The 25,036-nt window shown below is 70.1% G+C and carries 27 protein-coding genes; 10 read left to right on the top strand and 17 right to left on the bottom strand.

All coding sequences use genetic code 11. From position 1 onward, the window contains the following. Positions 1-11 precede the first annotated feature (11 nt). From ACFO0C_RS19490 to folP, 7 genes are all read right to left on the bottom strand, one after another. Complete coding sequence (locus tag ACFO0C_RS19490) at positions 12-503, bottom strand: hypothetical protein (protein WP_378068066.1); 492 nt, start codon at positions 501-503, stop codon at positions 12-14. A gap of 55 nt (positions 504-558) precedes the next feature. Beyond that, positions 559-849 carry a hypothetical protein gene (locus ACFO0C_RS19485; protein WP_378068065.1) on the bottom strand — a complete coding sequence of 97 codons (291 nt, stop codon included), beginning with the start codon at positions 847-849 and terminating at the stop codon, positions 559-561. A gap of 16 nt (positions 850-865) precedes the next feature. Continuing rightward, positions 866-2,101 carry an ABC transporter permease gene (locus ACFO0C_RS19480; RefSeq protein WP_378068064.1) on the bottom strand — a complete coding sequence of 412 codons (1,236 nt, stop codon included), beginning with the start codon at positions 2,099-2,101 and terminating at the stop codon, positions 866-868. Positions 2,102-2,241: 140 nt separating this feature from the next. Next, positions 2,242-2,709 (bottom strand): DUF3180 domain-containing protein, encoded by a 468-nt coding sequence (locus tag ACFO0C_RS19475; protein ID WP_378068514.1) that lies wholly within the window; start codon positions 2,707-2,709, stop codon positions 2,242-2,244. A 56-nt stretch (positions 2,710-2,765) separates the two neighbouring features. After that, positions 2,766-3,293 carry a 2-amino-4-hydroxy-6-hydroxymethyldihydropteridine diphosphokinase gene (gene folK, locus ACFO0C_RS19470; RefSeq protein WP_378068063.1) on the bottom strand — a complete coding sequence of 176 codons (528 nt, stop codon included), beginning with the start codon at positions 3,291-3,293 and terminating at the stop codon, positions 2,766-2,768. Further along, a complete protein-coding gene (folB, locus tag ACFO0C_RS19465) occupies positions 3,290-3,652 on the bottom strand; it encodes a dihydroneopterin aldolase (RefSeq protein ID WP_378068062.1) in 363 nt (120 codons plus the stop codon). The genes folK and folB overlap by 4 nt, the downstream gene beginning before the upstream one ends. Before the next feature lie 97 nt (positions 3,653-3,749). After that, positions 3,750-4,562, bottom strand: coding sequence for a dihydropteroate synthase (gene folP / locus ACFO0C_RS19460; RefSeq protein WP_378068513.1), 813 nt, complete (start codon positions 4,560-4,562; stop codon positions 3,750-3,752). A 362-nt stretch (positions 4,563-4,924) separates the two neighbouring features. Between folP and ACFO0C_RS19455 the strand changes: the two genes are divergently transcribed. Genes ACFO0C_RS19455 through ACFO0C_RS19425 form a run of 7 tightly spaced genes read left to right on the top strand, consistent with a single transcriptional unit; the run spans position 4,925 to position 12,994 of the window. Continuing rightward, complete coding sequence (locus ACFO0C_RS19455; protein WP_378068061.1) at positions 4,925-5,188, top strand: hypothetical protein; 264 nt, start codon at positions 4,925-4,927, stop codon at positions 5,186-5,188. A 1-nt stretch (position 5,189) separates the two neighbouring features. Further along, complete coding sequence (locus ACFO0C_RS19450) at positions 5,190-5,552, top strand: hypothetical protein (RefSeq protein WP_317789765.1); 363 nt, start codon at positions 5,190-5,192, stop codon at positions 5,550-5,552. Between the two features lie 37 nt (positions 5,553-5,589). Continuing rightward, complete coding sequence (locus ACFO0C_RS19445) at positions 5,590-8,802, top strand: ATP-binding protein (protein ID WP_378068060.1); 3,213 nt, start codon at positions 5,590-5,592, stop codon at positions 8,800-8,802. Between the two features lies 1 nt (position 8,803). Then, positions 8,804-10,732 carry an MFS transporter gene (locus tag ACFO0C_RS19440; RefSeq protein ID WP_378068059.1) on the top strand — a complete coding sequence of 643 codons (1,929 nt, stop codon included), beginning with the start codon at positions 8,804-8,806 and terminating at the stop codon, positions 10,730-10,732. A 5-nt stretch (positions 10,733-10,737) separates the two neighbouring features. Further along, positions 10,738-11,280 (top strand): hypothetical protein, encoded by a 543-nt coding sequence (locus ACFO0C_RS19435; protein ID WP_378068058.1) that lies wholly within the window; start codon positions 10,738-10,740, stop codon positions 11,278-11,280. After that, entirely contained in the window at positions 11,277-12,395 is a 1,119-nt protein-coding gene (locus ACFO0C_RS19430; protein ID WP_378068057.1) for a M23 family metallopeptidase, read from the top strand. Before ACFO0C_RS19435 ends, ACFO0C_RS19430 begins: the two co-directional genes overlap by 4 nt. Further along, positions 12,392-12,994, top strand: a complete 603-nt coding sequence (locus ACFO0C_RS19425; protein ID WP_378068056.1) for a hypothetical protein — start codon at positions 12,392-12,394, stop codon at positions 12,992-12,994. The genes ACFO0C_RS19430 and ACFO0C_RS19425 overlap by 4 nt, the downstream gene beginning before the upstream one ends. Positions 12,995-12,997: 3 nt before the next feature. Here ACFO0C_RS19425 and ACFO0C_RS19420 read toward each other — a convergent pair whose 3' ends face one another. The 5 genes from ACFO0C_RS19420 to ACFO0C_RS19400 all read right to left on the bottom strand — a co-directional run bounded on the left by ACFO0C_RS19420 (position 12,998) and on the right by ACFO0C_RS19400 (position 15,581). Then, positions 12,998-13,507 (bottom strand): hypothetical protein, encoded by a 510-nt coding sequence (locus ACFO0C_RS19420; protein WP_378068055.1) that lies wholly within the window; start codon positions 13,505-13,507, stop codon positions 12,998-13,000. A 130-nt stretch (positions 13,508-13,637) separates the two neighbouring features. Further along, entirely contained in the window at positions 13,638-13,922 is a 285-nt protein-coding gene (locus ACFO0C_RS19415; RefSeq protein WP_378068054.1) for a hypothetical protein, read from the bottom strand. A gap of 20 nt (positions 13,923-13,942) precedes the next feature. After that, positions 13,943-14,938 (bottom strand): WXG100-like domain-containing protein, encoded by a 996-nt coding sequence (locus ACFO0C_RS19410; RefSeq protein ID WP_378068053.1) that lies wholly within the window; start codon positions 14,936-14,938, stop codon positions 13,943-13,945. Next, the gene (locus ACFO0C_RS19405; RefSeq protein WP_378068052.1) at positions 14,935-15,252 is read right to left on the bottom strand and encodes a hypothetical protein; all 318 of its coding nucleotides are present in this window, start codon (positions 15,250-15,252) and stop codon (positions 14,935-14,937) included. The genes ACFO0C_RS19410 and ACFO0C_RS19405 overlap by 4 nt, the downstream gene beginning before the upstream one ends. Further along, entirely contained in the window at positions 15,249-15,581 is a 333-nt protein-coding gene (locus tag ACFO0C_RS19400; protein ID WP_378068051.1) for a hypothetical protein, read from the bottom strand. Before ACFO0C_RS19400 ends, ACFO0C_RS19405 begins: the two co-directional genes overlap by 4 nt. Before the next feature lie 191 nt (positions 15,582-15,772). On the opposite strand from ACFO0C_RS19400, the gene ACFO0C_RS19395 reads away from it, so the two are divergent. Genes ACFO0C_RS19395 through ACFO0C_RS19385 form a run of 3 tightly spaced genes read left to right on the top strand, consistent with a single transcriptional unit; the run spans position 15,773 to position 19,312 of the window. Then, positions 15,773-18,370, top strand: a complete 2,598-nt coding sequence (locus tag ACFO0C_RS19395; RefSeq protein WP_378068050.1) for an FtsK/SpoIIIE domain-containing protein — start codon at positions 15,773-15,775, stop codon at positions 18,368-18,370. Then, complete coding sequence (locus tag ACFO0C_RS19390; RefSeq protein WP_378068049.1) at positions 18,367-19,041, top strand: hypothetical protein; 675 nt, start codon at positions 18,367-18,369, stop codon at positions 19,039-19,041. The genes ACFO0C_RS19395 and ACFO0C_RS19390 overlap by 4 nt, the downstream gene beginning before the upstream one ends. A 10-nt stretch (positions 19,042-19,051) precedes the next feature. Next, positions 19,052-19,312: a hypothetical protein gene (locus ACFO0C_RS19385; RefSeq protein WP_378068048.1), complete on the top strand. Its 261-nt coding sequence runs from the start codon at positions 19,052-19,054 to the stop codon at positions 19,310-19,312. Positions 19,313-19,359: 47 nt separating this feature from the next. Here the strand turns inward: ACFO0C_RS19385 and folE are convergent, their stop codons facing one another. The 5 genes from folE to ACFO0C_RS19360 all read right to left on the bottom strand — a co-directional run bounded on the left by folE (position 19,360) and on the right by ACFO0C_RS19360 (position 24,954). Continuing rightward, positions 19,360-20,004 carry a GTP cyclohydrolase I FolE gene (gene folE, locus ACFO0C_RS19380; protein ID WP_378068512.1) on the bottom strand — a complete coding sequence of 215 codons (645 nt, stop codon included), beginning with the start codon at positions 20,002-20,004 and terminating at the stop codon, positions 19,360-19,362. Next, positions 20,004-22,019, bottom strand: coding sequence for an ATP-dependent zinc metalloprotease FtsH (ftsH, locus tag ACFO0C_RS19375; RefSeq protein ID WP_378068047.1), 2,016 nt, complete (start codon positions 22,017-22,019; stop codon positions 20,004-20,006). Before ftsH ends, folE begins: the two co-directional genes overlap by 1 nt. 277 nt (positions 22,020-22,296) lie before the next feature. After that, positions 22,297-22,872 carry a hypoxanthine phosphoribosyltransferase gene (gene hpt / locus ACFO0C_RS19370; protein ID WP_378068046.1) on the bottom strand — a complete coding sequence of 192 codons (576 nt, stop codon included), beginning with the start codon at positions 22,870-22,872 and terminating at the stop codon, positions 22,297-22,299. A gap of 64 nt (positions 22,873-22,936) precedes the next feature. Continuing rightward, positions 22,937-23,911: a tRNA lysidine(34) synthetase TilS gene (gene tilS, locus ACFO0C_RS19365; RefSeq protein ID WP_378068045.1), complete on the bottom strand. Its 975-nt coding sequence runs from the start codon at positions 23,909-23,911 to the stop codon at positions 22,937-22,939. Positions 23,912-23,913: 2 nt separating this feature from the next. Further along, positions 23,914-24,954, bottom strand: coding sequence for a zinc-dependent metalloprotease (locus tag ACFO0C_RS19360; RefSeq protein ID WP_378068044.1), 1,041 nt, complete (start codon positions 24,952-24,954; stop codon positions 23,914-23,916). Positions 24,955-25,036: the final 82 nt, after the last annotated feature.

The raw sequence follows: 25,036 nt of genomic DNA, 5'->3' as shown, positions 1-25,036 counted from the left end.
ATCCCCACGGGTCAGCGGGTACCCCGCCAGCCGCCGAGGGAGGCGAGGCCGACGATCCAGCCGACGAAGAAGCCGTAACCGGCTCCGGAACCGGCCGCGTTGAACGCTCCGAGCAGCGACGGGTTGGTGAGGAACAGGGTCGCCAGCAGTGCCGCGAACGCTCCGGCGAAGATGTACGCCGCCCACCCGGCCAGGAACTGGCTGATCGTGCCGCGCGCCCGGGCCAGCTGTGAGCCGGGCAGCAGGTAGAGGAAGATGAAGGTCAGGACGACCAGCAGGATCGCCTTGAGATCGCCGACGATCACGTCACGCAGCGAGTCGTCGGTGTCGAAACTCCAGGCGGGCCAGCCGAGCAGCCGCAGCCACCAGCCGCCGGCGGTGTCCGGGTTCGTGTTGTCCTGTGCCCAGTCCCGGTACCAGGGGCTACCGAAGACCAGGACGAGTATGAGCGCGGCGAGGGTGCCCGCACCGGGTGCGGTCTTGTATCTGTTTCCGAGAGCCATTCCCAGCTTTTTCCCAGCCGGGCACGGCTCTCAAACGACGGCTGTCGCTATCTGCTCAATTCTCCCGGCTCAGATAGTCGATGAAAGCGGCTCGCAGCAACGGCTCCCGGTCGCCGAGGTCACGGCCCTCGAACTCACGCCACAGCGCGACCGCCTCGTCGACGGTCGGACCGATCGAGTTCGGAGCGCCGTCGAGGGAGGCGGCGTCACCGGCGTCCGGCAGACTCTTGAACACCGACCAGAAGAACGCGACGTCGTGCTTGGCGCGGGCCTTGGCGAAGGCCTGCTCACGCAGCGTCTCGGTGGGCAGGGCGTCCAGTTCGGCGAAGCTGGGCGAGGTGGTCATGTCCGAAAGCATACGTTCAGCGGGTGGCGCCCCACGGGCCGTCGTCCCATCGGTCGCTGCGCGGAGCCGGGGTGGCCGGGGTGTTCCAGGTCTCCGGCAGGGTCGGCGACCAGTTGGTGCCGCCGGAGGGTGCCGCGTTCCAGTCGTCACCGGTGCGGGACGCGTAGGGGCTCCCGTACGACTCCACGAAACGGGTCACCACCAGACCGGCGGCGAAGACCGACCCGGCGATCGCGAACAGCGCGATGTCCAGATCGCGGAGCTCCTGGTAGCGCAGGAAGATGGTGAGCGCGGTGACCGCGAACAGGGTGCCGAAGATGCCGCCACGACGGCCGTAGGCGCTGGTCCCGGCGAGCAGGGCCAGACCGAACGCGATGCCGGTCCACTCGAAGCCGGTCGCCGGGGCGATCGGGCCGTCCGCCCGGGCCGCGATCAGCACGCCGGCGACGGTCGCGAACAGCGACGACAGCATGATGGTGAGCAGCACCGGGACAGCGGCGGCGGCGCCACGGCGCTGGGCCGGGTCGCCGGTCGGGCGCATCCTGCCGAGGAAACGGCGGACCGGGCCGATCGCGCCGAGCGCCGCGCCCAGCACGGCGAGCGCCGCGAACGCACCGAACAGCACGAACGCCTGGCTCGTCGGGTCCCAGTCGCCCTGGACCTCGACCGGGGCGGGCCGCAACTGGATGTAGACGATGACACCGCAGCTGGCGGCCAGGGTGGCGGCCCACGCGGGCACGTGCAGGACGGCGACGATCAGTCCGACCGCGAGACCGCCGGCGGCGGCCAGGATCAGCGCCGGGGCCACGGCCTGGACCAGGCCCTTGTCACTGTTCTCCGCGTACTGCATGGCGGCGGCCAGGGCGATCGAGCCGATCGCGAGGTTGGGCACACCGGCCCGCAGGGTGAGGCCCGCACCGAGGGTGAGCAGGCCGATCGCGGCGCCGGTGACGAGCAGGGCGTCGAGGGCCGGGCGCTGGAGGGCGGCCGAATCCTCACGCTGGAGCAGGAAGCCGAGGACCGCGGCGACGACCAGGAGGATGACCTCCCAGCCGAGATGGATGCCGAGCCGGTCCCGCCCGTCCTCCTCCACCACCGGGATCGCCCCGGTCGTGACGGCCGGGTTGCGCTGCGACTGGTCGAGTGTGGTGCCGGCGGTGTCGTCGTACTGCACCCTGCGCCGGTAGGCGGCCGGGTCGCTCTCGGTCGTCTCGTCACCGGGCCGGCGGAAGGTGGTGTCGTCGTACGCCATGGTCCGCGCCTCCTTACGCCTCCACGAGCGGTCCGAGGCGCACGCTACTCCGGGCATGACCCGCCCACCGGAAAGCATACGGAAACGAGACCGCCTCAGTTCAGCGCGGCAATCTGTTCGACGATCGTCAACAGATCATGTCAGCGCCGGGGCGTCCGCCGGTCCGAGTCGTCGTCCTCCCGGTCCGGACGGTCCGGCACCCGGCAGGCCCGCTCCAGCCAGAGCGCGGCGGCGATCAGACCGATCGCGGTGACCAGAGTGGTCGCCGCGGTCGGCACGTTGGACCCGGCCTCCTTGGTCGGCTCCAGCAACAGCCAGACGAGCAGCCCGGCGGAGAACCCGGCGGACAGGGCGCCGACCAGTGAGGACGCCTTGGCCAGTGCGGCGAACCGGGCGACCGCCAACGGCTGGACCGGCAGCGCGCCCGGTTTGCGCTGGATCCGGGCCGCGGTGTTCTGCGCCAGGTAGGCCTCGGCGATGGCCAGCACGCCGAGCACGCCCGCGCCGGTCCACGGCAGCGGGGTGATGCGGTAGAAGAGGTCGCTGGTGGAGATCAGCAGCCAGGCCACCGCGGCGGCGGCGAGGGCGGCCACCACCAGCGTCGACATGCTCGTGGGCCGCAGCGAGGGATCGTTGTGGTGGGAGCCGTGGTCGGGGTTGACGCTCACTCCATCGACTCTAACGACAGGTCCGGGCGGTGCGTGACACCGGCGACGTCGGCCGCGACCTCCGGCGTGTCCAGGAGCGCGGCGATCGGGCCGTGCCCGGGCAGTTCCGCCTCCGGCTGCACGGCATGCCACGGCACCAGCACGAACGCCCGCAGGTGGGCGCGCGGATGCGGCAGGGTGAGCTCGGGATCGGCGTCGACGACCGGTGTGCCGTCGTCCTCCCGGACGGCGATGACGTCCACGTCCAGGGTGCGCGGCCCGAAACGGCGGTCCGGGTCGCGGACGCGCCCCCGGGCCGCCTCGCAGGCCTGGGCGCGGGTCAGCCAATCCCGGGCGGTCGCGGTCCGATCGTCGACCAGGAGCACGGCATTGAGGTACGGCGGCTGCGCGCTGTCCCCCCAGGGCGGCGTCTGATAGACCCCGGACACCCGGACGACCGCCGCGCCCAGTTGCCCGACGGCGGCCCGCAGGTGGGCGAGGGAGTCACCCAGGTTGCTCCCGATCGACAGGACAGCCGCGGTCACGACCTGCTCCGGCGCACGGTGACGGCCACGTCGGCGAACTCGTGCGGGATCGGGGCCTGCGGCTTGTGCACGGTGACCTCGGCCGACGAGACCCGGGCGTCGGCCAGGCAGACGTCGAGCAGTCGGTCGGCCAGGCGCTCCAGCAGGTTGACCGGCTCACCGGTGAGCACGCCGACCAGGGCGGTGGCCAGTTCGCCGTAGTGAACGGTGTCGGCGACGTCGTCACTGGCCGCCGCCGGGCCCAGATCGAGATCGAGGGTCACGTCGACGACGAAGTCCTGGCCCTGCTCCCGCTCGAAGTCGTAGACGCCGTGATTGCCCCGGGCCCGCAGGCCGGTCAGCGTGATCCGTCCGGTCATCGTGTCTCCCCCGTGGAGTGCGTCGTCCCGCCGAGGGTCGTGGCCGCGCGTGACGGACCCGGCCGGGCGGGAGTGGTGGGTTGCGGTCGGGGGCGGCTCACGGCGTACCCCGGAAATGGGGTGAACCTGTCGCCCGCCAGACCGCGAGGGCGTCGGCTGTCGCACCGACCTCGTGGACGCGGACGCCCCAGGCGCCGGAGGCGACAGCGAGAAGAGAGGTGGCGAGGGTGGCCGCCTCGCGGCCGTCCACCGGCCGCGGCGTGCCGTCCGGACCGGCCAGCAGCCGCCCGAGATAGGTCTTGCGGCTCGCACCGAAGAGGACCGGGAAACCGAGAGCGACGAGTACGCCGAGGTGTGCGCTGAGCGCCCAGTTGTGCTCCGCCTGTTTGGCGAATCCGAGACCCGGATCGAGGACGATCATGGACGGATCGACGCCGGCCGCGATCGCCGCGTCGGCGCGGGCCCGCAGCTCGTCCCGGACCTCGGCGACCACGTCCTGGTAGGCGGCCAGTTTCTGCATGTCGCGGGAGTGGCCGCGCCAGTGCATGAGGATCCACGGGCAGCCGGCCGCGGCGGCGACCGAGGCCATCGCGGGGTCGGCCAGGCCACCGGAGACGTCGTTGATCACCGCGGCACCGGCCGCCAGAGCCGCCTCGGCGACCGCCGCACGGGTGGTGTCGATGCTGACCGGTACGCCCTGGGCGAACAACCGCTCGATCACCGGAACGACCCGCGCGATCTCGGTCTCCGCGTCGACGCGATCCGCGCCGGGACGGGTCGACTCCCCACCCACGTCGATGACGTGCGCGCCCTCGCGAAAAAGACTGACGCCGTGCTGAACCGCGGCGTCGACGTCGGTGTATCTACCACCGTCAGAGAAGGAGTCCGGCGTCACGTTGAGGACACCCATCACGACCGGGTGATCCACACGTAGCAGTTCAGCCCCCGTGAGCTGCGCGTCTGTCGGCGAATTGGACACAGGTGCAGGGTACGGGGCAGCGGTGATTCGAACAGGCGTACGATGCCTGGTAACTGTGATTCACGCACTCCTTCACCTTGGGTAACGAAACGGACGCTTGTTGCTCGCAAGTACGGGCCGTACTCTTCGGATCTGGGCATCATGAAGTGACCGAAGAGAGCAGAGACGAGCATGGCAGTGCCCGAACGGCTCACTCGACGCGGTGAGTCAGAGGTAGCACCATATGGGCGTTGCCGTACGGCTTTACAACTGCAGCGTGTCCGTACCCCCCACGGACACCGGGAGGTTTACCGATGATCGCCACCGAGTTCCTGATCCTGGCGGCCGAGCCAGCCGGCCGAATCAACACCGAAGGCATCGTCACCTTCTTCGCGAGCAACATCGCTCCGATCCTGCTCGCGGTGCTCGGCGTCATCTTCATCGGCCGGGCCAGCAAGGGCGAGATCTCGAAGGTCCTCACCAGCTCGGCGATCGCGATCGTGGGCCTGGCGTTCATCGCCGGTGCCGCGACGCTGTTCTTCGTCGGCGAGTCGATCATCGACCTGATCTTCAACTGAGATGCGGCTCCGGACCGACGACGACATCTACCGGGCGCGCCTGGTCTATCTCGGCCCGCCCGGTTACACACTGCCCGTCCACCTGCCGTACGCGCAGTACGGGATGTTCGTGGTCCTGGTGCCGCTCTTCATGGCCATCCACTACGCGCTCACGCTCGACTTCGACCCGTTCCCGGCCTGGGAGATCGCCCTGGCCATGGTCAGTACGTCGTACGTGTTCCGCCATGTCGACCCGGACCGTCCGGCCCGTGTCGTCATCCGCACCGCGCTCACCGACTGGCGCCGCACCCGCGAACCCGCCGTTGAGCAGCGCGATCCAAGGCTTGTCGCCACTCGCATCCGGGTCCGGGAGGAGTTGGTATGACCAGTTGCCAGGTCGTCCGCGCACGTGAGGTCCACGCATGACCGGAACGTATCCGCACGGGCATCCCCCGGCGGACGCCTCGTCCCCGGGCAGGCAGAGTAACGGTGTGCGTTCGAACCACTACTCCTCGCCTGATTCGCTCGGCGAAGCCGACGAACTCGTCGCGACGCCGGGTCATGGTGGAGTGGGCGTCTTCCAGGCGCCGCAACCGGTCCGGCCGCGCGCCACCGCCGTCGACACCAGTATGGACATCGACTCCCCGTTCCTGGACCTGTTCGGTGGAGCAGCGGTTCCCCGTTCGAGTGATCCTCAACCACCGGCCGCCCTCGCCGCCCTGAACGGGCACACCGTCGCCCCGGAGCCGGTCGTCGCCCCTGATCTCGTCGCCGGCGCGGAACCGATCGTCGCCCCGGAGCCGATCGTCCCCCCGGATCCCGTCGTCGCTCCTGATCAACTCGACGACGACGAGTGGAACGACTTCGAGGACTGGCCGCCGGCGCCGGTCGCCCAGCCGCCGGCGCTGTGGCAGCAGCCCGCGCCGATCCAGTCGCCGGTGCCGCTCCCGGTGCCCGCGCCTCCCCCGCCGCTGCCGGTCGCGCCCCCGGAGAAGGCCCCGGCCCGCCGCTCCGAGAAGGCGCCGGCCAAGCGCAAGGAGAAGAAGGAGCCGAAACCGGCTCCGCTGCGGCCGCAGAAGCTCAAGTTCAACGACCGCGACCCCTCCGTCGAGCTGGCCATCAGCGAGATCGCCGGGCACCTGACCTTCACCCAGAGCACCGTCACGGCGTGGTACTACCTGCCCGAGGTGCGCTGGGCGTTCCGGCCCGACGCCGAGCGGGAGGCGCTGCTCAGCGCCATCTCCGAGCAGTACGCGGGGCTCGCCGGATTCCGGCTGCACCTGCGGCGCACCACCCGGCCGTTCCCGGCCGACGAGTGGGCCCGCACCGTCGACTCGTTCACCACCCGGCCGCTGCCCGACGTGCACGGCTCCACCTCCTGGTCCGACCATCTCGTCGCCGCACAGCGGCACCTGCTGTCGGTCAACCACGCGGAGGGACAGACGTTCCTCGGCGTGACGTTCGCCCGGCGGTCGCTCGGCGACACCTTCACCGAGCGGATCCTGCGAGCCTTCGGCAAGGGCACCTCCGACGGCGAGCGCCGCAAACTCGGACGCACCGTCGAACAGTTCGACGAGGTGCTCAACGCGTTCGGCATGCGCGGGCGACGGGTCACCCCGCAGGAACTCGAATGGCTCCTGTACCGGTCGGTGGCGCTCGGCATGGCCCCGCCCGGCCTGCTCTCCCCGGTCAGCAACGGGCACTGGGAGACCGGTGACCTGCTCGCGCTCACCGAGGCGGTCGAGCGCTACCGGACGCCGTACGGGTCGACCGTCAAGCTCGTCAACCGGATGTCCGGTGAGGAACGGCACGTCGCCGTCCTCTCCGTCGGCCGGATGGAGCCGCTGGAGATCCCGGAGAAACACGAGCCGTGGATGCACTTCCACGAGCGGCTCCCGTGGCCGATGGAGCTGTCGTCGCGCATCGACATCCTCGGCGCCACCGGCTCGTTCAAGAACCTCGAGCACCGGCTCCGGATGATCCGGTCCCAGCAGCTCGACTACGCCGAGCACGGCATCGACGCCCCGCCCGAGCTGGAGCGGCTCGCCAAGCGGGCGCTCGTGATCGGCGACGAGATGACCACCGGCCTGCCGACCGACTCGGCCCGCGCGCACGGCTGGCACCGGATCGCGGTCGGCGGCGCCACCCGCGAGGAATGTCTCGAGCGGGCCCGGCGGCTCATCCAGCTCTACTCCCGTGAGCTGCGGATCTCCCTCCAGCACCCGAAGAACCAGGACCAGCTGGCCCGCGAGTTCATCCCGGGTGAGCCGATCGCCAACACCGGCTACGTCCGCCGGATGCCGGTCAAACTGCTCGCCGCGGCACTGCCCCAGGCGGCATCCACCGTCGGTGACCGGCGTGGCGACCTGATCGGGCGGACCGCGGGCACCTGCCGCCGGCCGGTCTTCCTCGACCTGCACTTCCCGATGGAGGTGCGCGAACGCTCCGGGCTCGGTGTGCTCGTGGCCGAGCCTGGTGGTGGCAAGTCGACGCTGATGGGCGCTCTCGGCTACCTCAACGCCCGCCGCGGCGTCCAGGTGACCCTGCTCGACCCGTCCGGCCCGCTCGCCCGGCTCTGCCAGATGCCCGAGCTGCGGCCGTACAGCCGGGTGCTCAACCTGACCGGCTCCGAGCAGGGGACGCTCGCGCCGTACTCGCTCATCCCCACCCCGGTCCGGTCCGAGTTCCCGACCGGTCCGGCCGGCGACCGGGAGTACGAGATCGCGGTCTCCAACGCCCGGGCCGAACGCCGCATGCTCGTGCAGGACATCTGCTCGATGCTGGTGCCGCCCCAGGTCGCCAAGGAGGCGTCCACCGCCACCCTGCTGCGCCACGCGGTCCGGCAGGTGCCCGCCGAGGAGACGTCCACCCTGGACGACGTGGTGCGTACCCTCCAGGGCCTCGACGACGACGAAGGCAAGGAACTCGCCAACCTGCTCCTCGACACCGCCGAGATGCCGCTCGCGCTGCTCTTCTTCGGGCACCCGCCGCAGCACCTGCTCGGCGCCGACGCGGCCCTCACCGTCATCACCATGGCCGGTCTGCGCCTGCCCGACCTCAAAATCGAGCGGGAGTACTGGTCGGCCGAGGAGTCCCTGGCCCTGCCGATGCTGCACACCGCCCACCGGCTCGCGGTCCGGCGCTGCTACGGCGGCTCGATGTCGTCCCGCAAGATGGTCGGCCTGGACGAGGCCCACTTCATGGAGGGCTGGCGATCCGGCCGGTCGTTCCTGGTCCGTCTCGCCCGCGACTCCCGTAAATGGAACCTGGCCGCCTTCGTGGCCTCCCAGAACCCGCGCGACATCCTCGGCCTCGACGTGCAAAACCTCGTCTCCACGGTCTTCGTCGGCCGGATCGCCGAGGACCAGGAGATCGCCTCCGAGGCCCTGCGACTGCTGCGGGTCCCCGTCCACGACGGGTACGAGGCGACGCTGGCGTCCCTCTCCCAGGTCGACTCCGCCTCCCAGCACCGGCTCGGCTTCCGAGAGTTCGTGATGCGGGACGTGGACGGCCGGGTCCAGAAGGTGCGCGTCGACGTCTCGTACGTCGACGGACTGCTCGAACACCTGGACACGACACCGGGCGTGACACCGCCGACGACGGCTGTGTCACTTCCGTCCGACCTGGAGGTTTGAGATGGTGCGGCGGGGGCTGGCGTTTCTCACGGCGTTGCTCGTGCTGGCGGTGGCGTCGATAGCGTGGGCGGTCGCGACACCGGGGGCGGCTTCGGCTGCTGTGCCGGCTCAGGTTCCCGGTGGCGCGTGCAGCGTCGAGGAGTGGCAGCAGGACTTCAAGGCCTGCGTCGATCGCCTCGCCGAGGTCGTGGACACCCGTGCCGGGTGCCTCAACCCGCCGACGCCGAGCACTCCGGACTCGGGCCTCGCCGGCTGGTTCGCCGAGCGGCCCGCGTCCTCCACCAGCAACAGCTTCCCCGGCCTCTACAGCGACTACGGCTACGCCGGGTACACCTTCGTCACCTATGACCTGGAGGGCGGCTGCGCGTCGACGATTGTCGACGCGGATCAGAAGTTCGAGACCACCATCGCCAACGGTGAATTCATGATCGCCACTGCGGTGATCGGTGCCTCGAACGCGCTACGCGAGCGTGCCTGGAACCCGGAGACCCTGTGGGGCTGGGCCGATCCACTGGTCGACCAGGCCACCAAGGCCGTTTACCAGAAGGTCTTCACCGTCTTCGGTGTCGTCACTCTCGCCGTCGTCGGTCTCTACCTGCTCTGGCGATCCCGGCAGGCGGAGATGGGAGCGGCGACGACGACTGCCGGTTGGGCGATCTTCATCATGGTCGTGGTCACCGCCATCGCCGCATGGCCGGTCCAATCGGCCCGGATCGCCGACGAGAGTCTGATCACCTCGCTCAGCGTCGTCCACGAAGCCGTCGGCCCGCAGCCCAAGGAGACGGCCGGCGAGTGCCCGCTCGGACCCGAGGCCTGCCAGGACAATCGCCCACCCGCGGTTCGCGCCAGTGACACCGCGACCGAGACCATGCTCTACCGGAACTGGCTGCGTGGGGTTCTCGGCTCGGCCGACACCGAGACGGCGAAGAAGTACGGCCCCGCGCTGTACGACGCGCGATCGCTTCGCTGGGACGAGGTCGAGAAGATCCGTTCCAACCCGGCGACCCGCGAGCCCACGTTGGATCGGAAGCAGACCCAGTGGATGAAGGTCGCGGAGCAGATCCGGACCGAGGACCCCGAGGCTTACGAGTATCTCCAGGGTGCCAAGGGCATGGAGCGAGTCGGTGCCGGTTTCATCGCGATGCTGGCGGCGTTCATGTACGCGATGTTCGACATCACCGCGTCGATCCTCGTCCTTCTCGGCTTCCTGATCTTCCGCTGGGCTGTCATCGCTGCGCCCATCCTCGGCACGATCGGCCTTCTCCGGCCCGCCAGCGGCGGCGTCCGCCGGCTGGGCAACGCCGTGGTCGCCGCGCTCTTCAACATCGCCATCTTCGGCACCGGCGCGGCCATCTACCTGTTCGCCGTGGACCTGATCATGAACACCGTCGGCTTGGCCGGCTGGCTGCAGGTCGTGCTTGTCTGGCTCTGCGGCGTGGTCGGCTGGCTGTTGCTCCGGCCGTACCGCCGGATCACCCAGCTCGGCGGCAAGGACAGTGCCGCCGCCATCGCCTCCGGCGGCTCGTGGCACCGGCGGTTCTTCCGTGACATGCGCGAGGCCGCGAAACTGGAGGTCGCCGAGCCCGGTGGCACCCGTGAGCCGACCTTCGGCAAGGGCCAGTTCGAGCAGCGCAACCTCCGCCCGGAGGCCCGTCTCGAAGACTCCTCGACCACCCCCCGGCGGGAGGCGGAGATCGTCCCCGCCGGTCCGGCCACTCGTCCGGACGGCAACGAGACCGTGCGGGACGACCGCCCAGTACCTGTCGCGTCCGAAAAAGATCGCGCTACTCCGGTACGCACACGTGGTACCTCCGACTGGACCGAACCGGATGTGTCCGAGCGGCCGGCCTCCTACGCGATCTACCGGCCCGAAACCGGGGCGACGAGTGAGGAGCCGGCCAGCCCGCGGGTGCGCTCCGAGGCACGGTGAGTGGCATGTCCGGGCTGATCACACGCACTCTCAACGGCATCTTCCGGTCCCGCTGGGGCGTCGCCATCGTCCTCGGCGCCATCGTGCTGGCAGTCGTCGGGATCGGGCGGCTCTTCTCCGACGGCCAGGCCACCGCCCCGTTGGGCAGAAGCAGTCCGCTACCGGCGATCAGCATCGACCCGTCGGATGACGACAGCGTCGCCTCGTCCGACCCACCGCCCTCGCCGAAGACCGCGCCGGGGCGGGCGCAGCCGGAGGCGGTGGCCTACGCGTTCGCCTCCGCCTGGGTCGACCACAGCGACGTGACCGCGAAGAAGTGGTTGAGCCGCCTCCAGCCGAACGCCACCCAGAGCCTCACCGAGCAGTTGCGTGGCGTGGACCCGGCCGCAGTGCCGGCCGAGCGAGTGGTCGGTAGGCCCAGCCTGGTCGCGGTCAGCGACAGCCTGGTCAACGCGACCGTCACCATGGACAACGGCAAACTGGGGCTCCGGATGATCGCACCGGACGGCGCCTGGCTGGTCGACGGCATCGACTGGGAACCGGCATGAGCCTCCGGCGCCCGCGCAAGGCGGTCTTCATGGTCGCCCTGGTCGTCACCCTCGCTCTGTTGTGCTGCGGCGGCAGCGTCACCATCCTCGTGTGGAGCGGTCTGCGCAACGACAGCAGCGACCGTTTCCTCAACGCCTCGCTGGCCTGCGGTAAGGGTGGGGCTCTGGATCCGGATTCGCAGCTGCCCGGTATCAGTCCCTACGACGCCGGCCAGATCCGCAACGCAGCGATCATCATCAACGTCGGCGCGGACATGAGCCTGCCTCCGCGCGCGTGGGTCATCGCGGTGGCGACCGCCATGCAGGAGTCGGGCCTGAACAACCTCGGTGATCTCGGCGACCGGAACGACCACGACTCACTCGGTCTCTTCCAGCAACGGCCGAGTTCCGGCTGGGGAACGCCGAAACAGGTCCGGGACCCGGTCTACGCGAGCACCAAGTTCTACACGAAGCTCAAGTCGATCAAAGGCTGGGAGAAGATGGCCCTGACCAGGGCCGCCCAGGCGGTGCAGATCAGCGCCTATCCCGACGCCTACGCGAAGCACGAACCGCTGGCGACGCAGATCGTCAACCTGCTCGCCAACGGGGCCGCCAACGCCATCGGCGATTCGGTGACGCTCCAATGCTCGGTGTCCGGGGCGATCGCGGCGTCAGGCTGGACCATCCCGCTGAAGGGGCCGGTCGGCTCCGGCTTCCGCAGCGCGTCCCGGCCCACCCACCAGGGTGTCGACATCAGCGTGGACAAGTACCGGCCGATCTACGCGGTGGCCAGCGGCACGGTGTCGGTGGTCAAGTGTGACGAGGACTTCCGCGGCCGCAAGAGCTGCAATGTGGACGGCTATCCGGGCAAGGGCGGCTGCGGGTGGATGGTCGAGATCGTCCATGCGGGCAACGTGATGACGCGTTACTGTCACATGGTGCAGCAGCCCTTCGTGCGGAAGAATCAGCAGGTCGTGGCAGGCGAGCAGATCGGGCGTGTCGGCAGCAGCGGCAACTCGTCCGGCCCGCACCTGCACTTCGAGGTCCACCTCGGCAACGACCGGTCGAGCGCCGGAGCGGTCGATCCGGTCCGGTTCATGCAGGGGCAGGGCGCCCCGTTGGGGAACGAGGGATGAGCAGCGGATCTATGCCGGACCCCTTCAGTGGCCGGCGTGACGGAGCGCTGGATTCGCCACGTCCGATAGTGCCCACTCCGGCGACCATGGCCGGAGAGCTCCGTGGCCGCCGCGTGCTCGTCGGGCTGCCGGGCCACGGCTGGCGAGGCGACCTCCGCGCCGATAAGAAGGTGATACAGGGCAGCCGCACCTACGTCCCGGTGATGCCCGAGGCGGAGTGGTACCGCGCCGAGGCCGAGCGCACCGAGGTTTTCGCCGCCCTCGTACCGGTCGAGCGCGTCTGGGTCGAGGAGCTGGGTTTCTCCGGCACGACGACACCCGGGGCGAAGGTGAATCACCTGGTCTCGCTCGACGAGCCCCCTCGCCGGCCGCCGGTGTCCGCCATCGACGCCGACACCCTGACTGGGCGACGGGTGACGCAGATTCTCGACGACGGGAACGAACGGCGCGACCTCCGGGCGGTGACCGAATCGCACATAAGTGACGACGGAACCGTCAGCGTGCGTGTCGCTCAGGAACTCGACTGGTACAGATGGGGGTGGAGCGGCAAACTACCCCGCACCCTCGAAGTGCCGGCGCATCTGATCTGGGTCGAGTAACACTCAGCCGATCTTGGTGGCTCCGCAGACCCGCCAGCCGTCCTCGTCCACCACCGCGAACTGCCAGGCAGTGCTGTCCCGGCCGGCCTGGCCCGAGATCGTCCGCGTCAGATCGGTGCTCACCGTGCCATTCGTGCCAGCGATGTTGACCTCCAGACTCGCCCAGGTGACGGCGATGCCGACCGAGAAGTCCTTCTCTCGCTTCTCCGTGTCGTCTCGGAACTCCACCAACTGCTGAAAGTCGCCGCCCGATTTGCACTGGTAGAGCAACGCCTCCTGGTCGTCTCGGTTGACCAGTGTCGCCGCCAGGAAGCTGTCGACGACGGCGTCCGGCTCGGTCCTTTTGATCTCGGTGGCCTCGTCGTAGAGGACGTAGAAGGCTCCCACCCCGCCCACACACAGCAGGGCCAGGAAACCACCGGTCAGGGCCAGCGCCAAGCGCGCCCGCCGGCTCTGGAAGCGACCGCGGCCCGCGCCGGGCCGACCGCCCAGTGGCGTTGCGGGCGCTGTCACGGCCTCACCGTCGGCCCGGGGCGCCGGTGGCGTGAAGCCGGCTTCGGTCTCAGGCTCTCGCGGTCCCATGTGTACGACATTAGTTCGTCCATCGCCCCAGTCCATGATCGACATGTCGGACCGGACATCGTCAGGCTCGTCTCAGCGTGATGAACTCGGTGTCCGCCCCCCAGTGCCGGAGCACCTCGACCACCGCCTCCTTGACGACCGAGAGGTCCGCCGCCTCGACCGGCTCGCCGTCGTCCCAGGCCGGGACCGCCGGCAGGTAGATGCCGTGACTGCCGGCGCCGCGGTCCACCGGCAGGACGATGCTCCGGCCCCGGTAGTCGGCCCGCAGTGTCTCCCGGTCGACGCTGCGCAGGACCACGCCCGTGTCGGTCCTTGCCTCCTGGCTGCGGATGTCCTCGACGCCCATTCCGTCTCCATTCGACGACGTCACGCTTCGGGATCGATGACACTAATATTCGTCACTGCCGGATTCCGATCCAGGGCCGGTTTCTCGACGGTATTCCAGATGCTGTTGACCCGTGGGTTGTGCGACCACGCTGTCACGTCGCCCTGAGCGCCTTCGGCGTACCTCTCGGAAAGCCGTCCCCAGATGTCCTCGGCCTGCTTGGACCGGATCGGCGAGTGGTTCTCGAAGAGAAGCATGTCGTCGAACCTGGCGCCGCCGGGCGTCTGTTCCAGCGTGACGCTGGTGACGCCGTCGGTGTTTTTCTCAGCGATCTCCCGCATCCGGGTTCCGTCCTCGAGCTTGCCGGAGTAGAAGTTGGCGCCGTTGACCGGGCTGCGGACGTCGGCCCGTTCGACCTCGCGCATGAGCCGGTGGAACTCGGAGTTCTGGCCGAAGTGCCGGGCGAGCTGTCCGGCGTGCTGTGCGGCGGCCCTGGTGCCGGCGGTGCGTAGCAGGGTGGCCGCCTGGAGGAACACGTCGGCGATCTCGCCCTCGACGACCTGGAGCGCCCGGTGCAGCAGCTGGCGGCAGGCGAGGCGGCTGGCCGCGACGAAGACCGGGATCTCGGCGAGTGTGGCTCCGGCGGACACGACGGAGGTGGCGACGGCCTGGCCGACCTGGAAGGCCAGGAGGGTGAGCTGGGCGATGTAGGCGGTTTTGAGCGCGGTGGTGAGGCCGGCCATCGCGATGAGGCCGGCGCCGATGAGTTCGACGGCGGTGGCGGCGTCGTCGAGGTGCCGTCCGGGGCCGTCGTCACCGTTCCACCACTGTTCGAAGGCGTCGACGGAGGCGCCCTCGTTCTCCAGCCACACCCGGCGGGCGGCGGTGTCGGCCTCGGCGGCGTGCCGGCGCAGCCGGGTGGCGTGTTCGATCCAGGCCAGACCGTCGGCGTGCAGGCGGTCCTCGTCGGCTTCGGGCCAGCTGAGACCGAGCCAGGACAGCGGCTCGGTGAGTTCAGCGGGCAGCTCGATGGTCATGACCGGCTCCCGGACAGTCCGGCCGCGGCCTCGTCGTCGGTGGCGGCGATGGCCCGGGCCTGGGCGTGCAGGCCGACGGCGGCCTCACCGATCTGCTGGACGTGGCTGCCGAGGGCGCTGAGGGCGTGACCGAGGACGGATCGGTAGGCGAGGGCGAACACGCTGCCGTTCTCGTCCTCGCCCCACGGTGTGGCCGGGCCGGTGACGGTGGTCTCCAGGGTGGCGAGGTCGTCGGCCATCCGCTGGGCGATCCCGGCGAGGGCGCTTCCGGCGGCGGCGACGGTCTGCGGGTCGACCTTCACGCGTACGTTCATCGGCGTGCCGCCCGCCGGGAGAGGTCGTGCAGGGCTTCGGAGATCTCCGCGAAGCGGCGTTCGGCGGTGGTGTTGACGTCGGCGACGGCCGTGTCGAAGGCCGTTGCCGGCATGGCGGCCTGTGCCCCGGTGATCGCGTCGAAGAGGGCGGTCCGGAGCTCGTCGACGGTGAGTTCGGTGACCTGCGGGGCGAGGACGACGTCCCAGAGGCGTCCGGCGCCGTCGAGTTCGATCCGGACGAGTCCGTCGGCTCCCTCCCCGGTGGAGGCGATGTAGTCCGTCTCTCGGGTGGATCGGGCCGGCTCGTCGTACTCCCGGGTGACGTTCACCTCAGCCTCCCTCGCACGGTTCCTGTACCAGCGCATACCGCTGTTGCACGCTTCGAGTTCAAACCGGCACGCACCGTTTCTCCGGAGGTCGAGATTGGACGGATGCGGCCGGGTCCGGCACGAAAGTCGCACCGGGTACGCAACGCGGTGACCGGATGGGTCTGGGATAGGTTTTATTCCGCGGACAGGAGGTGACGGCAGTGGCGGATTCGACTCTGCGGGTCCGGCAGGCCGCTGCTCTGCACCGGCAGGCGGTGGCGACGGCGGATGCTGCCGCGGTCGCTCTGGAGGCGTTCGCGCCGGCCGCTGCCGACCCGCGTGAGCAGCATCGTCTCGCCGATCGGTTGCGGGCGGCGGCGGCGCACCTGGCGCCGGGCTGGCTCGGTTCGACGCTGAGCGCGTTGTCGGCGGTGGCGCCGCTCGGTGGTCCGGCGATCCCGCAGTTCGTGCGGGTGGGTCTGGCGCAGCCGCTGGACGATGTGCGGTTCCCGGCGGTGGTGCCACTGCTCGGGACGGGCCATCTGACGGTCGACGCGACGGCCACCGATCCGCGGGTGTTCGGCCTGCTGCGGTCGCTGCTGCTGCGCCTGCTGGCGGCCGCTCCGGCGGGTTCGCTGCTGGTGCGCGCGGTCGACGGGGTGGGCGGCGGGGCCGTGTTCGAGCCGTTCGAGGAGCTGGCCGACGCCGGCCTGATGGCGCCACCGGCCACCGATCGGCAGGGCCTGCGGGACGTGTTGTCCGAGGCGGAGAAATGGCTGCGCCCGGCGCGGGCCGGTGCGGGCCGCCGGGCCCGGCGTGACCGGGTCCTGCTCGTGGTGATCGCGAGTCTGCCGGAGATGACCGAGGGCGAGGAGCTGCGGCGCATCGCGGCGTTGGCCCAGCAGGGCCCCGATTCGGGGCTGCACCTGATCGTGGCGGGCTGGCCGCCGCCTCCGCTGACCGCCGAGACGACGCAGGCGCCGCTGCCGCGGACGACCGCCATCTCGGTGCGTAATCCGTATGCGATCGTCGGCGACCCGCCGGGTGCGTCGTTCGGTTCGGCGCCGGAGACCGCCTGGCTGAACGCGCCGGTGTTCCTGGACGAGGATCCCCCGCCGCATCTGATCGACGCGGTCTGCCGGGAGTTGGCGGCCGATTCGGCGGAGGCGTCCCGGGTGACGCTGGCCGATCTGCTGCCGGAGCCGGGCGAGGAGCCGTGGTCACAGGACGCGGCGGCCGGTGTGGAGACGGTGGTGGGCCATCACGGTGATGTGCCGCTGGTGCTGCGCTTCAACGACCTGACCCCGCACTGGATGCTGGGCGGCCGGTCGGGTGCCGGCAAGACGGCTTTCCTGATCAACGTGCTGTATGGGCTGGGCGCCCGCTACAGCCCCGACCAGCTGGCGTTCTACCTGCTGGACTTCAAGGAGGGCGTGTCGTTCTCCGAGTTCGTGCCGACCCAGCGGGACCGGACGTGGCTGCCGCACGCGCGGGCCGTCGGTGTCGAGTCCGATCGGGAGTACGGCTTGGCCGTCCTGCGCGAGCTCGACGCCGAGATGGGCCGTCGCTCGCTGGCGTACAAGAGGGCAGGTGTCTCGCGTTTCGCGGATCTGCGCGCGGTCGCCGAGGAGGAGGGTCGCGGCCGTCCGCTGCCCCGCGTCCTGTGTGTGATCGACGAGTTCCAGGTGCTGCTGGCCGGCAACGACCCGATGGCCGCCGAGGCGGTGGCGCTGCTGGAGTCGCTGGCCCGCAAGGGCCGGTCCTACGGGATCCATCTGGTCCTGGCCAGCCAGACGGTGCTGGGCGTCGAGGCGCTGTACGCGAAACGTGACTCGATCTTCGGCCAGTTCCCGGTGCGGATCGCCCTTCCGGGCGGCGGTGACGTGCTGGAGCCGACGAACGATTCGGCGGCGGGTCTGCCGATGGGCAGTGCGGTGGTGAACACGGCGGGTGGTCTGGGCGGCCCGCGGGGCGCCACCCGCGGTCACGAGCGGGTGGTCCGCTTCCCCGACCCGCATGCCGATCAGGAGCTGCTCAGCGACCTGCGGCACCGGTTGTGGGGTGCCCGCGACCCGGAGTCGCAGCCGCCGAAGATCTTCGCGGGTTACGCGCAGCAGCATCTGGCCGACGACCCGACCTATCGGGCAGCGCTGGCGGGCCGGGTGGCCCGGCCGGCCGCCATGCTGGGCCGGGTGATCGACGTGGCCCTGTCGACGGCGGCGTTCCCGCTCGATTCGTCGCCCGGCCGGCATCTGGCGATCCTGGGGTCGCAGACGGCCGGTGCGGAGGCTCTGGACGCGGCGGCCCGCAGCCTGGCCGCGTGCCATCCGCCGCGGACGGCTCGGTTCGTGATCGCGTCGCTGGTCGCCGAGGGTGACGCGCGGGCGGCGGCCCTGGCCGCCGAGGTGGCGCACCGGCAGGACGTCGAGGTCGTCGACGCCGCGGGGCTGGCCGCTGAGCTCGACGCCGAGCGCCCCGGCTACCGGGTGGTGTTCGGGATGGACGCGGCGCCTCCGGGCACGCTGGGCGGCCTGCGGCAGCTGTTGCGGGAGGGTCCGAGCCGCGGGGCGCATCTGCTGTCGTGGTGGCGTGGGGTGCGCCGGTTCAGTGAGGAGATCGGCGGCAGCATGGGACGGGAGGACGTGGCCGGGCTGTTCTTCCTGAACGTGCCGCAGTCCGACGTGTCGCTGCTGCTGGGCCGCCCGGTCGACTGGCAGCCGCGGGCGAACAGGGCGTTGCTGCACGATCGGCATGCCGACCGCACGGTGACCGTGGTCCCGTTCGTAGACCCGGAGAGTGACGAGCCGTGACCGATCAGGCCGAACAGCACGGTGTGATCCCCGTGCAGCCGGGGCCGCCGACGCCGGGTCCGTGGGAGGACTATCTCGCCGCCGCGCAGGAGCTCGACTCGGTGCGGCGCGCGGCGAGTTCGGTGGCCGGCGAGCATGCCGCGACGGTCGCGGCCGCGAGGCAGGAGCTGACGTCGGTACGGGCGCGGTTGTCCCCGCAACGAGCGAGGCTGGCGCGCGATTTCCGCGTACCGGAAAATGATCTGACGCCGCATCCGGCGGACCAGGCGGCGGCGATGGAGCGGGTGGCCGGTGGCCCGCCGGCCGTGCTGTCGGCGCTGCGGGAGGCCCGGGCCACGGCGGACGCCGCGGACAACGCCTTCATCGGGCCCGGTCCGGCCGGTCCGGAGCGGCCGAGGGTGCGCAACCTGCTGGTGTATGGGCCTTTCGCGGCCGCGGTGCTGCTGGTGCAGGTGCTGCTGTTCCTCGTGGGTTCGGGCCCGTCGATGCCGGCGCTGGTGTGTGGGTTGAGCATGCCGCTGCTGGCGTTCGGGCTGGGGTGGGCAACGATCGGTTTCGTCTACGGCGGCGACGGCGCGCGGGTCGACCGGACGCCGATGCTGGGCCTGGTCACCTGTTTGACGCCGGTGCTGCTGACGTGCGCGGGCTACGGTGGCGGGGCGCTTTTCTGAGGGGGACGCGGTGGCGAACGTCGAAGAAGTCAAGGTCAACGTGGCGGCCACGGTGGACGGGGCGCAGCGGGCCGTCGCCGGGATCCGGGTCGTCTCGGACCAGCTGGACGAGGCGCTGGCCCGGTTGCGGGTGACCGCCGTGGGTTCGTTCCATCCGGCCGCGGTGGCCGCGATCGCGCAGCTGGAGCAGGCGCGGACCCGGTTGGACGAGGCGGTGCAGCTCACGCATGCGGCGGTCGACTCGGCCAACCAGTTCCGCAGCACGATCTAGCGGGGATGCAAAAAGGCCGGCCCGGGGGCCGGCCTTGGAGCAGCAGCTCAGCGGGCGTTTATCAACGCCATGGCCTCGGCGCGGACCTTGCCGTCGGTCTGGAAGGCGCCGCGGACCGCGCTGGTCACGGTACGTGCTCCGGCCTTACGGATACCCCGCATCTCCATGCAGAGGTGCTCGCACTCCAGGACGACGATCGCGCCGCGGGCACCGAGCTGCTGCATCAGCAGGTCGGCGATCTGTGACGTGAGACGCTCCTGGACCTGCGGCCGCCGGCCGTAGACCTCGACGAGCCGGGCCAGTTTGGACAGCCCGGTGATGCGCCCGTCGGTGCCCGGGATGTAGCCGATGTGTGCCACGCCCTTGAACGGCAGCAGGTGGTGCTCGCACATGCTCTGCACCTCGATGTCGCGGACCAGGACGAGTTCCTCGTGGTCCGCCTCGAAGCTGGTGGTGAGCACGGTGGCCGGGTCGACGCGGAGCCCGGCGAAGAGCTCGGCGTAGGCCCGGGCGACCCGGGCCGGGGTGCGCTGGAGACCGTCACGGTCCGGGTCCTCACCGACGGCGATGAGGATCTCCCGGACCGCTTTCTCGATCCGCCCGAGGTCGACGGCCTGCTCGACCGGGGTACCGGTGAGCTTGCCGTCGACCAGCCGGGCGGCGAGGTAGTCGAGTTCGTCGTGCGAGCTGATTAGTTGCTGCCTTCCGCACCGTTCGCGTTCGGGCTGTGCCCGACCGCGATCTGTCCGTCAGCCTCGGCCTGCGCCTTGAGCTTCTCCCGCTCGGCGGGAGTGACGACCGGCGGGGCCTCGGACGGGAGCCGCTTGCCGAAGCCGTTGAACGGGGCCATGGGCGGGCGCTTGGCCACCCGGGCACAGATCCGGTTCATGTCCTCCTGCGTGATGGTCTCCTTCTCCATCAGCTCGAGGACCATGTTGTCGAGGACGTCGCGGTACTCGACGAGGATCTCCCAGGCTTCGTCGTGCGCCAGCTCGATCAGGGCCCGGACCTCGGCGTCGATGTCCGCGGCGACCGAGTCCGAGTACGCCTTGTCATGGCCCATGCTGCGGCCCATGAACGGCTCGTCGCCGGTGGTGCCGTACTTCACGGCGCCCAGCTTGGAGCTCATGCCGTACTGCGTGACCATGGCCTTCGCCAGGTTCGTCGCCTTCTCGATGTCGTTGCCGGCGCCGGTGGTGGGCTCGTGGAAGACGAGCTCCTCGGCGGCCCGGCCACCCAGCGCGTACGCCAGGGTGTCGATCATCTCGGCCCGGGTCTGGGTGTACTTGTCCTCGGTCGGCAGGACCAGCGTGTGACCGAGCGAACGGCCACGCGGCAGGATCGTCACCTTGTGCACGGGGGCGGAGTGCGGCAGGGCGTAGGCGACCAGAGCGTGTCCACCCTCGTGGTACGCCGTGATCTTCTTTTCCTTGTCGCTCATCGCCCGGGTGCGGCGCTCGGGGCCGGCGATGACCCGGTCGATCGCCTCTTCGAGGTAGTCGTTGGAGATCGCCCGCTTCTCGTGCCGGGCGGTCAGCAGCGCGGCCTCGTTGATCACGTTGGCCAGGTCGGCGCCGGAGAAGCCGGGCGTGCGGCGGGCCACCGAGTCGAGGTCGACGTCGGGCGTGAACGGCTTGCCCTTGGCGTGCACCCGCAGGATCGCCTTGCGGCCCTCCATGTCGGGGTTGTCCACCGGGATCTGCCGGTCGAAACGGCCCGGGCGCAGCAGCGCCGGGTCGAGGATGTCGGGCCGGTTGGTGGCCGCGATCAGGATCACGCCGCCCTTGGTGTCGAAGCCGTCCATCTCGACGAGCAGCTGGTTGAGGGTCTGCTCACGCTCGTCGTGGCCACCGCCCATGCCGGCACCACGGTGCCGGCCGACGGCGTCGATCTCGTCGACGAAGACGATCGCCGGAGCGTTCGACTTGGCCTGCTCGAAGAGGTCGCGGACCCGGCTCGCGCCGACACCGACGAACATCTCGACGAAGTCGGAGCCGGAGATCGAGTAGAACGGCACGCCGGCCTCGCCCGCCACGGCACGGGCCAGCAGCGTCTTACCGGTACCGGGGGAACCGAAGAGCAGCACACCCTTCGGGATCTTGGCGCCGAGCGCCTGGTACTTCGTCGGGTTCTGCAGGAAGTCCTTGATCTCCTGGAGCTCCTCGACGGCCTCGTCGGCGCCCGCCACGTCGGCGAACGTGGTCTTCGGCGTGTCCTTGGTGATCATCTTCGCCTTGGACTTGCCGAAGTTGAGCACCCGGGAGCCGCCGCCCTGCATCTGCGACATGAACAGCAGCAGCAGGACCACGAGAATCGCGATCGGCAGCAGGTTGATCAGAATGCTGAGCAGAATGTTGTCGCCGGAGACAGACGTGTCGACGGTCTTGGCGACGAACTTCTGCGCCCGGGCCTGCTCGGCCTTGGCGTAGATCTCGTCGGTGAGCTCGTAGGGATACTGAGCTTCGATCTTGTTCGTGGACTTGCCGTCGAACGTCTCCGACTGAGCGAGGTCGATCTGGAGCGTCTGCTCCTTGTCCTTCTGGACGATCTTCTCGATACCGGGTTGGTTCAACCGGTCAAGTGCGACCGATGTCTCGACCCTCTGGTAGCTCGGACCACTGGTGAAGAGCATGCTCAGCCCGAGTACGCCGATGATCACCAGAATGATCCAGACCACCGGGCGGCGGAAGAAACGCGTACGTTCCATACTGTTGTCGGGCGCCAAGCGCCCGGACCCTCCTGATCGGCCGTCCTGGTCACCTCAACGTTGCCGCCCACCGGCGGCTGCCGAGGCCGTTTCCGGCCCCAGCCCCTCCGGCGTCTGTGACACCACGCCATCGGTCACTCGACCGTACACCGTAGGTGCCGATTACGAACCCGTGAGCCCGCAGGGCGAACTACGCGTACGCGCGGTTAAATAAGGGCGGTTCAGGTGCAAAAACGCCCATAATGAAGCATTACTGAGAACACGCTGAGAAAGCGGTTCAGCTACGGGCGTACACCTCGGGCTTGAGAACGCCCACGTAAGGCAGCTCCCGGTACCTCTCGGCGAAGTCCAGGCCGTAGCCGACCACGAACTCGTTCGGGATGTCGAAGCCCACGTAACGCACCGGGACCTGCACCTTGACCGCGTCCGGCTTGCGGAACAGGGCCACCACCTCGACGCTGGCCGGCTGGCGCGACTCCAGGTACTTCATCAGCCAGGAGAGGGTCAGACCGGAATCCACGATGTCCTCGACGACCAGCACGTGCCGACCGGTGATGTCCCGGTCCAGATCCTTCAGGATGCGCACCACGCCCGAGGAGGTCGTCCCCTGCCCATACGACGAGACGGCCATGAACTCCATCTCGGTCGAGGGGCCGTGCTTGCCCAGCGCCCGGGCGAAATCGGCCATGAACATGACCGCGCCCTTCAGCACACAGACGAGCAGGATGCCGCCATCGGCGTCGGTGTGGTCCACGGACACCTGCTTGGCCAGTTCGTCGATCTTCTCCCGGATCTGTTGCTCCGAGATGATCACGTGGTCGATGTCGGCGTCGTACCAAGAGCCATCAGCCATGGGCCTAGCCTGCCGTATGGAGGTTACCGTTCGGCGAACGGGGCCACTTTCCGATACGGATGCCTCAGCTGATATTGGAGGGAACCACCCGGACGAGGTCATCCGAACGGCGTGCCACCCCGATCCCGGCCGGCAGGAACACCGGCCCCTGACCGTGCCAGTCGGTCACCAGTGCGTCCAGGGCGACCACGTGACCGTAGGCCAGGGCCCCGCCCGGCGCGCCCAGCTCACGCGCCCACCGGTGCAGCGCCCGACCCCGGATCGCCGGCAGCATCCCGGCCAGTGCCGTCACCGACAGGCCCGCCGAGGAGCGGGCCGACTCCAGCGCCAGCCCGGACAACTCGTCCAACGCCGCGTTGTCCGCCGCCACCAGCGCCGCCGTCCGGGCCAGGTTGGGCAGCACCGCCGGGCCCAGAGCGTCGACGAGGGCCGGCAACGCCGAGGCACGGACACGCGACCGTGCGTACGCCGGATCGGTGTTGTGCGGGTCCTCCCAGGGCGCCAGGCCCAGGGCGGCACACGCCTTCCTGGTGTCCGCCCGGGCCACCTCGAGCAGCGGCCGCCGGAAGATCCCGCGCCGCGCCGGCATCCCGGACAGCCCGCGCGGGCCGGCGCCCCGGGCCATCGCCAGCAAAACCGTCTCGGCCTGGTCGTCGCGGGTGTGCCCGAGCAGCACCGCGACCGCGCCCAGCTCGGCGGCGGCGGCGCCCAGCGCCTCGTAACGCGCGGTACGGGCGGCCGCCTCCGGGCCGCCGGGCAGGCCGGCCACCGAGACCGTCTCGATCCGCACCGGGTCGAACCCGGAGTCACGCGCCCACGCCGCCACCGACCGGGCACGCCGGTCGGAGCCCTCCTGCAGACCGTGATCGACGGTGACCAGGCCGACATGGCGGCCGGAGAACCGGGCCGCCGAAGCGAGTGCCAGAGAATCGGCTCCGCCCGAGCACGCCACCAGGATCAGGGCATCCCCGGGAAGGTCGGCCAGGCCCCGGCGCACCGCCATGCGCACTGCCGCCACCGGCGGCGGGATCCTGGCCATGGTCAGTTGTGCACTCTCGCCACCCAGGCGTCCGGGTCGCCGAGCTCCTCCAGGCGGGGCAGCGTCAGCGGGGACTCGAAGATCTTGTTGAAACCGGCCATGCCGACCCGCTCGTGCACACCGTGGACGAACTTGCGGCCCTCCGCATACTGCCGCATCTTCACCTCGATGCCGAGGACCCGGCGCAACGCCTTCTCCAGCGGATTGCCGCCCTCGCGGCGCCGGTTGAACTTGGCCCGGATCGACTCGACCGACGGGATCACCTCGGGGCCCACCCCGTCCATGACGAACTCGGCGTGCCCCTCCAGCAGCGTCATCAGGGCGGTCAGCCGGTCGAGGACGGCACGCTGGGCCGGGGTCTGCACGATGTCGAGCACCGAGACCCGGCTGTCCTCGTCGCGCAGCGCCTCGGAGAGCGTGGCCACGCCCCGGCGCAGCCGCTCCAGGATGTGGTCACTGCCCTGCGAGGCGTCGACGAAGGCCTGCACCTCGCCGAGGAAGTAGCCCCGCATCCACGGGACGGCGGTGAACTGGGTGCGGTGGGTCACCTCGTGCAGGCAGACCCAGAGCCGGAAGTCACGCGGGTCGGCGTCGATCTTGCGCTCGACCTCGACGATGTTCGGTGCGTTGAGCAGGAGCTGGCCCGGGTCGCCGGAGAACACCTCATATTGCCCGAGGACACGGCCGGACAGGTAGGCCAGCACCGTCCCTGCCTGCACGCCGGTCACCCGGGAACCGATCGCGTCGGCCAGCGGGCCCGGCTCCTTGTCACCCGACAGGCGGGTGACCAGGGGACCGATCACCTTCTGCAGGCCGGCGATATTCACCTTCGCCCAGTCACGACGGTCCACCACACGGACCGGCGGAACCTCGGTCTGTGAGGTCAGCCCCGTGTAGGCCGCCACGTGCACCGCGGCCTCCTCGGTGAGCGCCCGCAGCTCGGACACCACCTGAGTGGCCTCCTCGAAGGAGACCGCGGGCCCCGATTTGGACAGCGCGCCCGCGGTAGCGGCGGCCAGATCCCAGTCAACGAACTGCGCCATGCAGCCCACCGTACCCGCGCGGTTCCAGACCGCACTCAGGTGAAACCCCGGATCAGCAAGGGTGGAGCCCCGACCAACGAGG

It is taken from the genome of Actinoplanes subglobosus, from assembly GCF_042650585.1.
GTDB lineage: Bacteria > Actinomycetota > Actinomycetes > Mycobacteriales > Micromonosporaceae > Actinoplanes > Actinoplanes subglobosus.
The sequence above is the reverse complement of the archived record's forward strand: the minus strand, read 5'-3'. Positions and strand labels throughout refer to the sequence as shown.